Annotated in this window: 10 protein-coding genes; 3 read left to right on the top strand and 7 right to left on the bottom strand. The window is 40.5% G+C overall.

The window, feature by feature from the left end:
- Nucleotides 1-66 precede the first annotated feature (66 nt).
- A complete protein-coding gene (locus tag U735_RS0100455; protein ID WP_031441941.1) occupies nucleotides 67-1,221 on the top strand; it encodes a baeRF7 domain-containing protein in 1,155 nt (384 codons plus the stop codon).
- 279 nt (nucleotides 1,222-1,500) lie between these two features.
- Here U735_RS0100455 and U735_RS0100460 read toward each other — a convergent pair whose 3' ends face one another.
- The 5 genes from U735_RS0100460 to U735_RS0100480 form a co-directional block, all read right to left on the bottom strand.
- Entirely contained in the window at nucleotides 1,501-1,878 is a 378-nt protein-coding gene (locus U735_RS0100460; RefSeq protein ID WP_031441942.1) for a response regulator, read from the bottom strand.
- Between the two features lie 138 nt (nucleotides 1,879-2,016).
- On the bottom strand, nucleotides 2,017-3,735 hold the full coding sequence (locus U735_RS24830) for a sensor histidine kinase (RefSeq protein WP_051891798.1): 1,719 nt from the start codon (nucleotides 3,733-3,735) through the stop codon (nucleotides 2,017-2,019).
- A complete protein-coding gene (locus U735_RS0100470; RefSeq protein ID WP_051891799.1) occupies nucleotides 3,725-6,709 on the bottom strand; it encodes a chemotaxis protein CheB in 2,985 nt (994 codons plus the stop codon). Before U735_RS0100470 ends, U735_RS24830 begins: the two co-directional genes overlap by 11 nt.
- A gap of 1,054 nt (nucleotides 6,710-7,763) precedes the next feature.
- The gene (locus U735_RS0100475; protein WP_031441945.1) at nucleotides 7,764-8,390 is read right to left on the bottom strand and encodes a phosphoribosyltransferase; all 627 of its coding nucleotides are present in this window, start codon (nucleotides 8,388-8,390) and stop codon (nucleotides 7,764-7,766) included.
- 2 nt (nucleotides 8,391-8,392) lie between these two features.
- Nucleotides 8,393-9,049, bottom strand: a complete 657-nt coding sequence (locus U735_RS0100480; protein WP_031441946.1) for a dienelactone hydrolase family protein — start codon at nucleotides 9,047-9,049, stop codon at nucleotides 8,393-8,395.
- A gap of 716 nt (nucleotides 9,050-9,765) precedes the next feature.
- On the opposite strand from U735_RS0100480, the gene U735_RS0100485 reads away from it, so the two are divergent.
- Complete coding sequence (locus U735_RS0100485) at nucleotides 9,766-10,761, top strand: IS110 family RNA-guided transposase (protein ID WP_031441947.1); 996 nt, start codon at nucleotides 9,766-9,768, stop codon at nucleotides 10,759-10,761.
- Between the two features lie 196 nt (nucleotides 10,762-10,957).
- Here the strand turns inward: U735_RS0100485 and U735_RS0100490 are convergent, their stop codons facing one another.
- Together U735_RS0100490 and U735_RS0100495 are read right to left on the bottom strand one after the other, a co-directional pair.
- Nucleotides 10,958-11,323 (bottom strand): hypothetical protein, encoded by a 366-nt coding sequence (locus tag U735_RS0100490; protein ID WP_031441948.1) that lies wholly within the window; start codon nucleotides 11,321-11,323, stop codon nucleotides 10,958-10,960.
- 338 nt (nucleotides 11,324-11,661) lie between these two features.
- Entirely contained in the window at nucleotides 11,662-12,927 is a 1,266-nt protein-coding gene (locus U735_RS0100495) for a PQQ-dependent sugar dehydrogenase (protein WP_031441949.1), read from the bottom strand.
- 196 nt (nucleotides 12,928-13,123) lie between these two features.
- On the opposite strand from U735_RS0100495, the gene U735_RS0100500 reads away from it, so the two are divergent.
- The gene (locus U735_RS0100500; RefSeq protein ID WP_031441950.1) at nucleotides 13,124-16,150 is read left to right on the top strand and encodes an aminotransferase class III-fold pyridoxal phosphate-dependent enzyme; all 3,027 of its coding nucleotides are present in this window, start codon (nucleotides 13,124-13,126) and stop codon (nucleotides 16,148-16,150) included.
- Nucleotides 16,151-16,187 lie beyond the last annotated feature (37 nt).

Below are 16,187 nucleotides of genomic sequence, written 5' to 3' on the forward strand. Positions count from 1 at the left end.
ATTTCAAAAATTTCCAAGAACAATTACCTTGTTTTGAAAGTAAATAATTTTGAAAAACATGGGAAAATGGCAATCATAACTAAAAAAGAGCTCCAGGATTTAGAAAGTATACGCAATGTGCATTGCATATCCATTTATATGCCTACCCATCAAAAGGGGGAAGAGGTTTTACAACAGGAGGATGCTAAATTGCTGAAAAATCATTTAAAGGAAGTTAAAAATAAATTGGAGCGGGAACCTTTGGGTAAAAGAGAAATTGCAGAATTAATCGCCCCTATTCAAGAACTGATCCACGATGGGGAGTTTTGGAGACACCAATCCAATGGACTGGCACTTTTTTTAACCAATGGCATTGTTAAAATGTATTCGCTTCCTATTTCCTTCGAATCTTTCAACCATGTAGCGAACAGTTTATATCTTGTTCCATTGCTGCCTTTGTTTACAGGGGACGAATCCTTTTTTTTACTTTGGTTACAATTGGAAAAGGTAAAATTGTACAAAAACACACGTTACAGTAGTGCCGAAGTGTACATTGAAAATATAACCCCTAGCCGAATGGAAGAGAGGGTGGGGTATGATTTTGAGCAGAAGAGCTTGCAGTTCAGAAGTCAGCAGGAAGGGCATGGTGCGGCTGCTTTTCATGGCCATGAAGAGGCAGACCGCGATCGTAAGAATGAGATTGAGAGATATTTTTCTGCTTTGGACAAGGGACTAATGACCCTGATCCAAAATGAAAACAAACCCTTGATTATAGCTTGTCAGGATTATTTGTTCCCCATTTATCAGAAGGTAAATACCTTCAAATATCTCTTGGCAGATCATATTTCATTGGATCCAACGGAAATGAATGTGTCCAAGTTACGGGAATTGGCGTGGGATAAGTTGAGTCCTGTTTTCGACAAGGAGCGTTTGGAAAAAATAGATAATTTTAAAAAGCTGGACGGGACCGCAAGAACATCCAGCAATATAGAGCAGATTTTGCCTGCTGCCATTCAAGGAAAAATAGATGCTTTATTTATTCAGAAAAATGAAGATATATGGGGGATTTATGAACCTAAAAAAAATTCGGTTAGAGTGGATAAGGAATTGCTTCCTTCCAATGTATCCCTTTTAAATAAGGCGGCCATGAAAACGTTTGTGAATGGAGGAAAGGTCTATTTAATGGAAAAAGAAGATATGCCAAATGCGTTTTCTATAATTAATGCCCTTTACAGATATTAATTTTTCTTTATTTACCCTTTGAAAGTGTGGCATGGTCTACAATAGTATCCAATTTTTTTGGACAATTTTTGTATCGTTGATTGTTTAACCCTATCTATCTGTGCAATGGAAATTAAAGAATAAAATATCTGCGTACATATTAGCTCGCAGCTTGTTTTTCCAAAGTCATTTATAAAGGCTTTGCACATTATTACGGATGTCGGACATTGATCCAAACACCTATGGTATCGTATGATTGAAAGGGTTTTTTAGATTTGGACAAGCATACCTTACTGTAATTTAAGTAAGTTTTCTGCTTTGCAAACAATTTTTGATCGAGACTAGGAGATCTGATAGGTCAGATGGTTTTACAATAAAGTCATAGGCCCCCATGTCAATACCTTTTTTAATATCCTTTTTTTCACTTCTAGCGCTAAAAAAAATCAAGGGTATATTTTTCAGATCAGCATGGGTTCCCAAAGTTTTCAATAGTTCAAAGCCATCCATCTCCGGCATCCAGATATCGCTGACAATAAGATCTGGCAAGAACTTCAAAACTTTGGAATAGCCTTCCTTTCCATTGGTGGCCGTTATAACCGAATAGCCTTCCATTTCCAAAAGTTCTGAGGTATTTTCAAGTATGGTGCGGTTGTCTTCAACAACTAGAATAGTAGCCATGGTCCATTGTTAGTTTTTTTAGGGAGTTAATGAGATAGTTTTAAATTAATGATTTTTTGACTAAAATGCCAATAATCTTAGCTGTTATTTTAAATGGGACCGAATGAAAATTCGATTTGTGAAGGTAATTTTGAGGGTTTAGGAAATTGGAATTACAATTGTAAAAGCACTGCCCTTTCCTAGAACACTCTTAAATTGAATATTTCCACCGAATAGTTCCAGATATCGTTGAACGATACTAAGTCCCAAGCCCGTACCTTGGATATGTTCTACGTTACTAGCTCTAAAAAAACTTGTGAAGAGATTTTTTTGATCTTCCTCCGGGATGCCCAAACCTTGGTCCTCAATGGTTATTGTAAGATGATCTGTCCTGAGTGCGCTCTTAATGTTTATTTGGTCATTAGAGTATTTCAAGGCATTGGACAGCAAGTTTAGGATGATATTCCTTAAAATTTTTGGGTCCAAATTAAGCCTTTTGGACCCCGTATGCCTGTAATAGATACGCTGGCCTTTTTTGAGAAGGCCTTTCATATCGGTGACAATGTTTTGTATAAACGGCTCCAGATCAAAAACTTCCTTATGTATCTGTATAATTCCCTTATCCAACTGATGTAAGGATAAAAAGTCATCCAAAATATTCACAAAATGGTCCACGGAAGATTTGATTCGGGCAATATGTTTGTTGGATTTATCATACTGCCCCAAGCTGTTATATCTTTCAATTAAAATAATGGACGACATTACAATGGTAATGGGAGTGCGCAATTCGTGGGAGGCAATGGTAATGAAATTACTTTTTAAATCATTGATCCTTTTTTCCGCTTCCAAGGCTTTGATCAACTCTTTGGAACGTTCTTTTATCTTTAACTCTAGATTGTCGGTATAAATTTGCTTTTCTTCGTCCAGTTTAGTTCGCACGGTAATGTCCTCACCTGCACTTAGTACCCCTATCTGGTCGCCATTCTTGCCCAATAAGGTGGTATTGTGCCAAGACATCATACGTTCTTCCCTGTTTTTATACCTCACTTTGCACTCTAATTCAGGGGCCAATAATTTTATTTTGCGTTCAAAATCTATTAGGCTTGGATCATATTCCTTTCCGTTTTCTTTACATATTAGAAAATCGAACCAGTTTTGGCCCAATAGTTCCACTCTATCATAACCTAATAGGTCGCATCCCTTTTGATTGATCATTTGAATTTTGTGATCCTTGTCCAATAGTATAAAAACCACTGGGGCCAGATCTAAATACTGTTGAATTTTTTCCTTTTCACTTTGAAGGGCTTTGTGCTGTCGCTGAATTATTCTGGCTTGTCTAACCTCCGTTATATCCTGCATGGACAGGCGGCATTGCAACAGCCCCTTTATGTTTTTTGTAATGGAGCCCTGTACAAGAGCATGAAAAGAGCCACTGTTGTTTCGGTTAATTTCTAGTTCAAAGGGTTTTAATATCCCGTTCTGGAAAGCTTCCTTCAATTTAATAAATAGTACGTGAGCCTCGTTTGCCCCCATAAAGGCAGATAGGGCTCTTTTTAAAATTTTCGTCCTATCAATACCTATCAGGGAACAGGCGGTTAGGTTTATGTTTTCTATTTCTCCCTTTTCATTTAATATTATATAACCTATTGGTGCAAAATCGAAAAGGTCCGTATATTGATCGCGAATGTCCTCCAAGCGATGCTGGGCTTCACGCAATTCCTGGTTCTGCATTTCCAGTTCTACTTGATGCACTTCAAGTTCGTGCATTAGTTCTTTGGCCTCCTCTATGGTTAGTTCCGGTCCACCTGATGGTGTTGTACTTATCTTGGCCTCTGCTTTGGAACGCAAGTTGCTGGAATGGGAACCTTTATCGACCATTTTTATAATCTTTTAGGGTTTTTAATTCTTTTTCAGCAGCGACAAGATCTGTAATATCTATGGAAGAACAAGCTACTCCGGTTATTTTTTGATCCTCGCCAATGGGGCGGACCATTAGGTCATAATACCGGGCTTCCCCACCAATTTTTAACTCCAGTGTGGCCCTTTGGGGTTTGCCCGTATCTAGTACTTTTCGTTTAATATTATCCAATTTTTTGGCATCCTCCTTGGAAAATAAATCGCCATCTTTTTTCCCTATTATATTTCTAAACTGGAAATCTGAATGTATGTTGGCCATACTGGTATAGATCAACTGATCGTTTTGGGTATACACCACAGTTTTTGTCATTTCCAGGATATGCTCGTACTCTTTTTTAAAGTCGAGCAATTGTTCTCCCAACTTCTTTTCTTGGGTGATGTCTACAAAAGTTATAACAACGCCCGCAATAACATTTTCGGAGGTGCGATAGGGCATGATTTGCATCTGGTACCAAAGTCCATCACTACTTTTTACAGTTGTTTTATAGGGGGTTAATTTGTTAAGCACAGTTTGGGCATCCTCGGTAATACCGTTGTAGATGAGATTGGAGGACAGGTGGTCTATAGGCCTGCCTACGTCCGAATTAATAAGATTTATTATTTTGGACATAGCAGGTGTAAACCGTTTTATCTTTAGATCGGAATCCAGAAAAATAGTTCCAATTTCGGTACTGGCAAGTAAATTGTTCATGTCGTCATAGGCCCTGGCCAACTCGTCTATTTTACCTTGGAGTTCCGTATTTACGGTTACTATTTCTTCGTTTACACTTTGTAATTCTTCTTTGGAGGTTTCCATTTCCTCATTGGTACTCTGTAACTCCTCATTGCTGGATTGGAGTTCTTCGTTGGAGGATTTCAGTTCCTCATTGGATACTTCCAATTGTTCTATGGTAGACCGCAAATACTCTTTCGTAGCGGCCAATTCTTGCTCCAATGCCTGAATTTCTGTAATATCTTCAGGTTTTTTTTCAACTTTAACTTTTGGTTTCTCCGTTGGGGTCTCTACATCTTCAAAGGTTACCATCCAATATTCCATGTTGGAATCCAATTGGGTCAGGGGTCGGATTGTTATGTCAATGGTCTGCAGAGTGCCATTGGTCTTTACAAGGACATTTTTTCTGATTTCCATTTTTTTGATCTTGCGACTGTTGGAAATTAGGGCGCTAAGATCGCTTTTAAGACCTTCGCGTGCCATGTCTATAATGTTCAGCCTAGCCTCTCCAGGAGAGGGCTGTAAGTATTTACCCGTATTCCCTGAAAAATATAGCGCATCTCCCTTATAATTTATAATAGCGCAGGCGGGGGCATAGTTGGCCAGCAATACTTTTGAGGTTATATTGGCCAAACTGGACTGCCATTCCCGTTTTTGGGCAGGGATGTTTACGGTTTTTATGGGAATGGGTTCTTGGAAAAGATGTCCAATATCTGGCATATCCGCTCGTTGGGCATCCTTGAATTTGAAAATTTTATGTTTTCTGTCCAACACCTCAAAGAATCTGGCATAATCGCCTAGGGATTCCGAATTTCCCAAAAGTAAGATGCCTTCGGGATTCAAGGCATAATGGAATATGGCAAAAACCTTTTTTTGTGCTTCCACATTTAGATAAATAAGCAAATTTCTGCAGCTTATCATATCCAGTTTTGAAAAGGGGGGGTCTTTTATAATATTGTGTTCCGCAAATACGATTTGGTCCCGGATCCCTTTCTTTATTCTATAGGTATGTTTGTCCCCTTGAAAATAGTGGGACAATCTTTCAGGTTCAATATCGACTGCGATGGTTTCAGGATAAACTCCCTGCCTGGCGGTATAAATAGCATTTTCGTCCAAGTCCGATGCAAAAATTTGAACCTTTAAAGCCTTGGACTGATTTTTTATAACTTCATCAAATAGTATGGCCAGGGAATAAGCTTCTTCCCCGGTAGAGCATCCTGGGACCCACAAACGAATGGTGTCACCATCATTTTTGTTGGCTATAATTTTTTTAACTACTTTTTCTTTTAGGCTGTCAAATATTTCCTTGTCCCTAAAAAAGCTGGTAACGCCTATAAGCAGTTCCTTGAACAGTTTTTGTATTTCCTCTTGGTTTTTTTGGAGATACTTAATGTAGTCTTCCAGTTTTTCGATCTGATTGAGCGCCATACGTTTTTCAATACGGCGTACAACAGTACTACTTTTATAATCGGCGAAGTTACAACCGGTTTCATTGCGCAAAAGGATAAATACCTTTTCCAAAAGTTGGTTGGGCGTTTGCACCTGAATTGGAATTCCCTCTGGTTCAAATTTCCGATTCTTGGCATATTTTAAGAGCACCTCCGGCATTTTCTTAACCGGTAATATAAAATCTTCTACCCCTGCTTCTATGGCACTTCTTGGCATACCGTCATATTTGGCGGTTTCGGGGTCCTGCACTATAGATAATCCGCCTTTGCCCTTTATATCCTTTAAGCTAAGTGTTCCCTCTCTTCCGGTACCAGATAAGATAATTCCTATAGCCCTATCGGTCTGGTCTTCGGCCAAAGATCTCAGGAAAAAATCTATCGGTTTACGAAAGCCCCTTGGAGCCATTGGCTCCATAAGATGCAATACCCCCTGAAAAATGGCCATGTCCTTGTTGGGAGGTATTATATAAACGTGGTTAGGGAGCACCCTTGTGTTGTCCCTAACCTGGGTTACTTCCATTTTGGTATGGTTTTTCAAAAGCTGAACCATAAGACTTTTATGTGTGGGGTCTAAATGCTGTACCAATACGAAAGCCATTCCCGATGTTGAAGGCATGGCTTCAAAGAATTCTTTGAAAGCTTCCAATCCTCCTGCAGAGGCACCCATACCCACTATTAGGAAATCATTTTCCTTGTCCTGTACTGGCCCTCTCTTTTTTATGGATGCTTTTTTTTTATGGGCCGGGATAGTATTGGTCGCTTTTTGTTTTGTCATGGTTTACTAATAATGGCTTGTACGGAGCACTATCAAAGTTAGCCAAATATACTAAAGCGGGTGGATTACTTCAATGATTAAAGTCAGTATACACATTATTCCGCCCAAGATGTGACGTACTAGTTAAAAATACAATGAAATCTATTTTCTGGAAAAGACGTATAATGCGTTACCAAGAAAATTTATGATCCATGGAATGGTCTTGGGTAATCACTTAAGAAGGGCTTCCTAGAATATATATAAATAAAAAGGACCGGCATATCTGGGATATGTCGGTCCTTCAGGTATTTTAATTTATGTCCTTCTGGTCAACAAAAACCGTTTTGGAACGTACTAGCTACGTTTTTTTTGGATGTTATTATAACCAACGGAAAAAATCGCGATACCTTTATATGACCTCTAAGGCATTACTGCTTAGAGGTTTGTAGGTCTTGTGGTTTAAGAAAAAAACAGGAGGCCGAAACCTCCTGTTTCCCATAAAGCAATGGACTACGTTTTTACCTATAACTGGACGTTAAGGTCATTCTATTGCTAAAATACCCTAGTTGTTCAATTACGGAGTATACCTTGGCCACTCCTTTACTAGGATCGTTAACACCTTGCGATGATAGCGATCAATGACTTAATACTTTAAAGAAACCGGAACACCTAGATGTTCCGGTTTCCAAGAAACTGTCAATTCTGCCCAATGACCTCCTACACTGATCCCTAATAGGAACTATCACTAGATCCGTTCGCAATTCAAATGGTTTAAAGGGTGCCCTTGACCGTTTCTATTTCTTCGGAATCTTGAACTTTATAATTCAAAACTCCTTTTTATTTTTTCAAAGAACTATTTAACTTTTAAAACACTGCTAAAATATAATACGCTACCCGAATGCAAAATGACCTAGATCAGTTCAAGCAACTTTTTTTCATTTTTTTGCATTAGGGCATTGAACCCTAGTAATATCCGAGGTGTGGATGAATTTTGACTGCTAATTTATTGTAGGATATTTTCAATATCTATTATTGGGATTGAACTTTGGGGAATTTTTGGCCATTGTTCTGATTTTTAAGCATTAAATTCTTCCAATATTTTAATGGCCTCTTCATCGGATACCTGATCAAAATCCAAATAAAACTGTCCCACGGCCTGAAAATTAAAGGGTGTCTCCAAGCATACTACTTCGTCTACATAAGATGTAGCATTTAATTTTTGTACTGTAGATTTGGGGGCCACTGGTATGGCGATGACTATTTTTTCCGGCTTTTGGTCATAGACCAGCTGTGCGGTGACCCGTATAGTGTTTCCTGTGGCGATACCGTCGTCTATTATGATAACTATTTTATCCTTTAAGGCTATGGCGGATCTATTCCTAAAATATTGGTTTTGTCTTTTTTTTAGCTTTTCGCGAAGACGTTTCTTTTCTTTCTCTATATAACCGATCGAAATTTCAACGTTATCGTCCAGAATAATATTATTGAGATTAACAGCCCCGATGGCAAATTCCTTGTTGAAGGGATGACCGATTTTTTTTGAAAGGGCCACATCTAATTTGGCATTCAATGATTTGGCTACAATGGCTCCCAAGGGTAATCCGCCCCTAGGTATTGCCAAGATCACTACATTCTCTTTATCCTTGTATGAGTTTAGCTTTTTCGCCAGCCGTAGCCCGGCATCGATTCTGTCCTTAAACATTTTTATGGGTTTTTAGTTGTTAACCATTTCTCAAACCATGCTGCGGAAAGTTCGGCCACCTTCTCCAGTTTTCCTTGTTCCTCAAAAAGATGGTTTGCCCCCGGAATGGTTTCAATTTTTTTTTCGCATTCCATTATGGCATAGGCTTGAATATTCAGTTCCAGTACTACTGAATCCTTTCCGCCAACTATTAATAAGGTTGGAGCAATAATCTCGGGTATTTCATCAAGGGCAAGGTCCGGTCGCCCGCCCCTGGAAACGATGGCTTTTATAGCATCCTTAAAAAAGGCGGCCGCTCTTAGGGCCGATGCTGCACCCGTACTGGCCCCAAAATAGCCCAAGGGAAATCCCTCGGTTTCATTTTGTTGTTGTACCCATTTTGTTACTGCCATAAGACGACTGGTTAAAAGGTCGATGTTGAACCGTGTTTCGTAGCTTTTGTCTTCGGTTTCGGTCAATAAGTCGAGCAATAAGGTAGCCAATCCCTTTTGATTAAGTATGTTGGCAACGTAATTATTTCTGGGGCTAAGCCTACTGCTACCACTACCGTGTGAAAAGATTACCAAACCCTTGGCATTTTCAGGCATGTACAAATTAGCCTTTAATGTTAGGTGTTTTAAGGGGATGGAAATAACGTTATTTTGGTCTTTTACTAACATTATAATGATATTTTGTATTGAGTAGTTTTACGGTATTTGCAGGAATAATTCCTAAATACACCAACTTTCGTTCACAACAATTTTAGGCCCAGATATTGGCCTATTGGGATTGGAAAAATAGTTTTCGGCTATACCGTCATTTATTAAAGTAGAGTAATTCTCCAGGCAAAACAATGATATAGGTCATATACCAATGCTAAAGGGGATTCACGTTTAAGATGTGTAGTGGAAATGTATTTTCGTCCCCCTTCAAGTTTAGAACTAAATTTGGGTAAGGAAAGATGGTATGGAATTACCATGTATTTTATTAGTGAAACTCAATTTTGAGAAGTCAGTAAGACGCACTGAAAATTGTAAGTTGAACCTAGATCCCGCCTTTTTCGGCGGGATCTAGGTTCAATACCTCGACCCTTGGGTCGATTCCTATTATTGGATTCAGGGCCTGCCTTTGTCGGCCTTTAGATTTGTATTATAAATATAATCTATAATAATGTTGAAAAGAGGGGGTCCGGGGGAGACTCATAACTTTTAAAATGTTCATAAATTTAATGTAAAACAACAAAGAACGGGGTGAACTTTCCTGTCGGCTAGGCTTGTGGCCTATTGTCTGTATCAGTCCCCGTTCTTCTAACCGGTCGCCAAGAACCATATAGGATTTTAGCCTAACCTTATAAAGGTCTTAGTTTAAACGACCATTTTTAAAACATTATAAAATTATGGAAATAAAAGAAGTTATCGGTATCGATGCCAGTAAATTGACACTGGATTGTTGCCTTCACAAAAGTGGGGCGCAAGAAGTTTTTGATAATACGGCTGAAGCTATCGCCCATATGGCGGACTGGTCGATGAAAAGTAGTGGTCTGGACAAGGATGAGCTTTTGTTCGTTTTTGAGCACACGGGCCTTTATACCCATCAGCTTGCCCGTTACTTGAGCGAACAGGGCTATTGCTTCCATTTGGTCCCTGGACTGGAGATCAAGCGTTCGTTGGGGATTGCCAGGGGGAAAGATGATAAAGCGGATGCAAAACGTATCGCCCTGTACGGATATCGCCTCCGGGAAGAGATAAAACCGTATCAAATGCCAAAGGAATCTTTGGAAACCCTAAAACGGTTGATGTCCATGCGCAGAAAACTGGTCGCACAACGCGCGGGGCATATTGTCACTTTAAGGGAACAAAAAAGGGTCTTGGACAAAGAGCTAGGGCCTATGTTGTTCCAAGTTCAGCAAGAAATTATCGGGGTGCTGGATGTGCAGATAGCCAAAATAGAAAAAGAAGTCGATAGGATCATCGAGCAAGATCCCGAACTGCAGGACCTATATCGGCTATTGATGACTATCAAGGGCATAGGGGCTGTCACAGCCCGGTTTTTGATGGTTTACACTGTTGGCTTCACAGCTTTTACCACGTGGAGAAAATTCGCCTCCTATTGCGGCATTGCCCCTTTTCCCAACAGATCGGGGACCAGTATAAGGGGAAGGGCCAAGGTAAGCCAACTGGCCAATAAGGAAGGCAAGACATTGCTGAATCTTTGCGCCGGTTCCGCCATTCAGTGCAATCCCGAGATGAAGGCCTATTATGAGCGCAGAATTGCAAATGGAAAAAATAAAATGAGTACTTTGAATATAATAAGGAACAAATTGTTGGCCAGGGCTTTTGCAGTAGTGGTAAGAGGGACACCGTATGTCAACACCATGGGGTATGTATCCTGAACTATAGAAAAAATTTATGAGAAAAAATTTGTTTTAACCATAGGATACAGACAGGCTTGCCCTGAGGTTTAATACCTTTTATTTTAAAATTGGCAATAAAAAAAGCCCTTGGATCTAAGGGCTTTTGATTTACTTAAGTATGCTTATGGCTTTGCTGCACTATTTATATTGGCAGCACAAGCATTATGAGTGCCGACTAAAGTCTGACCAGCTCTTCTGCGTCTATAGCTTCTTTAAGTCTCGCTTTTATATAGCTATGGCTATTAAAAAAGCGTTTTCCGTTTTGTCTCTTTAAGTGCACAACCTTGCTGCCATCTGGCATCACTTGCATTTTGGAAACGACCACTTTGCTTTCGAAAAGTGTTTTGTAGTTTGGAATTCCCCCTTTCTTAATGATAAAATTCATCCTCGGTACTTCTATATGTTCATATAGATTTGACGAGGGACTTCCAATCATTAATACCGAACCAACTTCCAAGTCATCAATTTCGTTTGTTGTTGTCGATGCTTGCAGTAATGTAATTCCGCAAATAAAATAAAGTGCTGTTAATACTGTTTTCATAGTTTTACAGGTGTTTTTTAATTGTTTAATCATTTTTACCGCCTAAAAATAATAATTATGGAATATTTTTTTTCTTAAGATTTTCATAAATCGGCCAGTGGATAGGTCCAATTTAGGAGGAGGTGAATGTGGGATGACTATTAGAGTAAATACGTTTATGTTGAAAGTAGGGTTGTAGATTAGAAAAAATATAAATTCCCTTAGAAAAAAACTTCTAAGGGAATTTATATTCAACTAGACTTAGACTTATTAATACAAATCCATAGCGCCCTTGCGGATGCAATTCGCCTACTTTTATCGTTGAATTAGTTTAAGGGCAGTTCTTCGAAAATCAATGATCAATAAGTTATTTTATAAACCGTTCCTTTAAGGTCTTCACTAACATATAGTTCACCGTTGGGACCCTGTGCCAATCCACATGGCCTACGCTGAATTGGGCCACTGGGATTTGCAAGGTCGATGCCGGAAAAGTTATCGGCAAATATTTCCCAATTTCCATTAGGTTTACCATCCTTGAAAGGTACGAAGGCCACCAAATATCCCTTTTTTAATTCTGGGGACTGTCCATGGAAAGCAATAAAGGCGCCATTCCTATATTTTTCTGGAAACATTGTTCCTGTGTAAAAAAGCAGGTCGTTGGGAGCCAAATGTGCCGGGAATGCCATTAAAGGGTCTATGGCGTTTTCGCTTCCTGTTTTTTCACCGTCGCCCCCATATTCCGGGGCAAGGATATTCTTCTTCTTAAACTGATCGTAATAGATATAGGGCCAACCGGCATCATCACCTTCATGAAGTTCAAATAAAGTTTCTGCGGGCAGTTCTGCACTGTGCTTGGCGGTATAGTGTTCAGGATAAAAATCATGGAATGCCCCGCGCCCATGAACTACAGCGAATAAGGAGTTGGTCTTGTAATTCCAAGCTGTGCCCACGGCATTTTTAACTCCAGTGGCATAACGCTTACCATCAGCAAAGGATTGGTTTAATTTATCCGCCTTGAATTGCCAGATTCCACCTGCAGAATCCAGTATTGTACAGGGCATAATGCCGTTTCCGGTACCCTCTTCACGACAGGAATCGTTCCAAGAGCCTATGGTAACATAAATGTTGGCATTATCATCCATTACAAATGATTTTGCGTTGTCCCGGCCTTTATCCGCCAATCCATCCACTATATTTTCTGGATTTTCAATATCGATAATTTCTTCATTTTCATTTAATTTATAGCGATAGACCCCAGAATTGGAGGAGGTGTATAAATAGCCATTTTTTATCAATATGCCTGTCCCAGGGAGATTGCCAAATTGTTGTTCGGCATCAATTTTCCCATCATTGTCAGTGTCCTTTAAGAGAATAATACCTTTTTCATCCTTTAATTTGGATCTATTTACATAGATATCCCCATTTTTTGAGACGGTCATATGGCGTAGATTTCCCAAATCTTCCGCAACCACCTGCAATGAAAATCCCTCTGGGATAACAATGTCGGTTTCATTTACGGGTTTAGGTTTTTCTGGAGATTTCTGTTTGCATTGCGTTGTTAATGAACCCAATAAAACGATTATGGATAATGATTTAAGTAGAGGGAAGGAAATTGTGTTCTTCATGAATATGTTTTGGTAAAGTTTGATCAAGAGCTAAAGATAGTATATCAATCTTATTTATTGAAAAAAAAACAATATATGGCGTCATAAGTTCAAGTGTTTTAATTCTTTCTCCGAGTGGTCTTGTGAAAATAATATGCTTATTTTGGTTGTTGGATTATTTGTTCATAGGGGCGCAAAGGAAAAAGGAACCAAGCTAATGGATTACAACAAAATCAAAATAACGGAGAATCAAGCCATCAATATTGCCCTTGAGAATTTTAACATTCAAGGTGCGGCCAAGGCCTTGCCCGGGGAAATCGATTTTAATTTTAAGATCGATGCAACGGACGGAGCGGATTATATTTTAAAAGTCTCCCGTCCTGACGAGAACGCGGATTATTTGGATTTTCAACAGAAATTGCTGCTTTATACCAATGATCAAGAAAAGGATTTAACTGTACCTAAGGTTATTCGGGATAGACAGTGGAATCTGATTTCGGAAATTAAGGATGAATACGGAAATATTAGAAAGGTACGCCTTCTGTCCTGGATATCAGGTAGGGTGTGGAGCACGGTAAACCCACAATTGGACAATCTTCGGGATAGTCTAGGGGAACAATGTGGGAGACTTACCCGGGCCTTGCAGGGTTTTGACCATCCCGAGGCCCATCGGAAATTTGTTTGGGATATAGCGGAAGGGGCTTGGACAACGGATTATCTCCACCTCTTTAGCGGTGAGCAAAAAGAGATTGTTTCCTATTTTCAGGACCAGTTCAAGCAGGCACGGTCCGGTTATTCCCAGTTGCGAAAGGCAGTGGTTCACAATGATGCCAACGACAATAATGTGATTGTTTCCCAAGACCTGATCAGTCCCAAAGTGGTCTCTGCCATAGATTTCGGGGATTCGGTTTATACCCAGATAATCAATGATCTGGCCGTGGCCTGTGCCTATGCCATCATGGGGCACAATGATCCGTTGGAAGCGGCAATACCAATTGTACGGGGCTATCACCGTTCATTTCCTTTAGAAGAGAATGAATTGGAACATTTGTATATGGCCATCGCCATGCGCTTGGTGATATCCGTTACCAAATCGGCCATCAATAAGGAGAAGGAACCGGACAATACCTATCTTTTGATCAGTGAAAAGCCGGCTTGGGAGTTATTGCGGATGTGGAAGGATGAAAACGCCGATTTTGCGCACTATAGTTTTAGGGAGGCCTGTGGCTATAGTGCCCACCCCAAGGAAGAAACATTCGCGGCATGGGCCAAAAAGCAGAACCTTTCTCTGGATAAACTATTTCCCACTATAGGTTCCAACAGTATACATCCCCTAGATTTAAGTGTGTCCAGTAAATGGCTTGGGCATGAAATGGACTTTAATGACCTGGATTTTTTTCAATATAAGCTCAATAAATTGCAGCACAAACACCCTACAAGAATTTTGGCAGGAGGTTATTTGGAGCCGAGGCCCATTTACACTACATCCTCTTATGATAAAATAGGGAACACCGGAAGGGAGAGCAGGAGTATTCATTTAGGGGTCGATTTTTGGTTGCCGGCAGATACCCCTGTGCATGCCCTTTTTGACGGGGAAGTGGTTACTGCTGTCAATGATAAAGGGGATAAGGAATATGGCGGATTGGTCATTTTAAAACATCGGGAAGAAGGCTCGGAGTTTTATACGCTTTACGGGCATTTGTCCGTGGCCAGTGCTACAAAGTATGCGGTTGGAGCCAAAATAAAGGCTGGCGACGTCATAGGCGTTTTGGGGAACTGGCCAGAGAACGGTAATTGGGCCCCACATCTACATTTTCAGATCATGCTGTCCATGCTGCATTATAAAATCGATTTTCCCGGAGTGGCATACCAAAGCCAGCTTGCCGTATGGAAAAGTCTTTGCCCTGATCCCAACCTTTTGTTCAAGACCAAGGGTCTTGTGGAAAGGCAAGCTACCTCCAATTCGGACATCATCGACTATAGAAAACAACATTTGGGCAAAAGTCTGAGCCTGCAATACAAGGTGCCCATTAAAATGGTACGTGGGGCAGGGCAGTACCTAATGGACCAGTACGGAAGAAAATATCTGGACACCGTAAACAATGTGGCCCATGTGGGGCACGAACATCCTGATGTGGTAAGGGCAGGGCAGGAACAAATGGCCCTGATCAATACCAATATTCGCTATCTGCACGAAAATATCAATGCGTTGGCCAAGGAGCTGTTGGAGACTTTACCCCCTGAACTAAGTGTACTCCATTTTGTGAATTCGGGCAGTGAGGCCAATGAACTTGCAATAAGAATGGTAAAGGCGGCCACGGGAGAAAAGGATATAATTGCTTCGGAAGTAGGGTATCACGGTAACTCCAATATGTGCATCGATATAAGTTCCTATAAGTTTGATGGCAAAGGAGGCAGGGGCGCCCCGGAACACACCCATATTTTTCCCTTGCCCGATGCCTTTAGGGGAAAATACCGGGGGGAAAACACAGGCGAGTCATATGCAGAGGAGGTGAAGGTGCAAATAGATAAGATTCATGCCAAGGGACGGGGAGTAGGGGCCTTTATCATAGAGCCGATTATTAGCTGTGGGGGACAGATAGAGTTACCGGAAGGATTCTTGGCCAAGGCCTACCAATACGTGAAGGAAGCGGGCGGACTCTGTATCTCGGATGAGGTGCAGGTAGGTTGTGGGCGTATGGGCAGTACCTTTTGGGGCTTCCAATTGCACGGGGTAATTCCCGATATCGTGACCATTGGCAAACCCTTGGGCAATGGACATCCCCTGGCCGCAGTAGCCTGTACCCAAGAAGTAGCTGAAAAATTCGCCAATGGTATGGAGTATTTCAACACCTTCGGGGGCAATCCCGTATCCTGTGCCATTGGTGCCGAGGTTCTAAGGGTGGTACAACGGGGGAAGCTACAGGCACATGCCTTGGAGATGGGGACCTATTTGAAACAGCAGTTAAATAAGCTTTCAAAGGATTTCCCAATTATTGGGGATGTAAGGGGGCAGGGTCTTTTTTTAGGCTTGGAACTGGTCGATTACAAGATGGAACCTTTGGCGGCCCAGACCGATTATTTGGCCAACCGTATGAAGGACCACGGTATTCTTATGAGTACCGATGGTCCGGACCACAACGTTCTTAAAATTAAACCCCCTATGGTCTTTTCCCAGGAAAATGCGGAAGAACTTATATTTTATTTAGGGAAAATTTTAGGCGAAGATTTTATGAAACTGTAATCAAATCTTAGGTATTCACAGATCAATCGCTTCGTTA

It is taken from the genome of Arenibacter algicola, assembly GCF_000733925.1.
Lineage (GTDB): Bacteria > Bacteroidota > Bacteroidia > Flavobacteriales > Flavobacteriaceae > Arenibacter > Arenibacter algicola.

Bases quoted from the DNA above. Each gene is read 5' to 3' on its own strand.
- U735_RS0100455 (WP_031441941.1), top strand. From the start codon at position 67: ATGGCAATCATAACTAAAAAAGAGCTCCAGGATTTAGAAAGTATACGC.
- U735_RS0100460 (WP_031441942.1), bottom strand. From the start codon at position 1,878: ATGGCTACTATTCTAGTTGTTGAAGACAACCGCACCATACTTGAAAAT.
- U735_RS24830 (WP_051891798.1), bottom strand. From the start codon at position 3,735: ATGGTCGATAAAGGTTCCCATTCCAGCAACTTGCGTTCCAAAGCAGAG.
- U735_RS0100470 (WP_051891799.1), bottom strand. From the start codon at position 6,709: ATGACAAAACAAAAAGCGACCAATACTATCCCGGCCCATAAAAAAAAA.
- U735_RS0100475 (WP_031441945.1), bottom strand. From the start codon at position 8,390: ATGTTTAAGGACAGAATCGATGCCGGGCTACGGCTGGCGAAAAAGCTA.
- U735_RS0100480 (WP_031441946.1), bottom strand. From the start codon at position 9,049: ATGTTAGTAAAAGACCAAAATAACGTTATTTCCATCCCCTTAAAACAC.
- U735_RS0100485 (WP_031441947.1), top strand. From the start codon at position 9,766: ATGGAAATAAAAGAAGTTATCGGTATCGATGCCAGTAAATTGACACTG.
- U735_RS0100490 (WP_031441948.1), bottom strand. From the start codon at position 11,323: ATGAAAACAGTATTAACAGCACTTTATTTTATTTGCGGAATTACATTA.
- U735_RS0100495 (WP_031441949.1), bottom strand. From the start codon at position 12,927: ATGAAGAACACAATTTCCTTCCCTCTACTTAAATCATTATCCATAATC.
- U735_RS0100500 (WP_031441950.1), top strand. From the start codon at position 13,124: ATGGATTACAACAAAATCAAAATAACGGAGAATCAAGCCATCAATATT.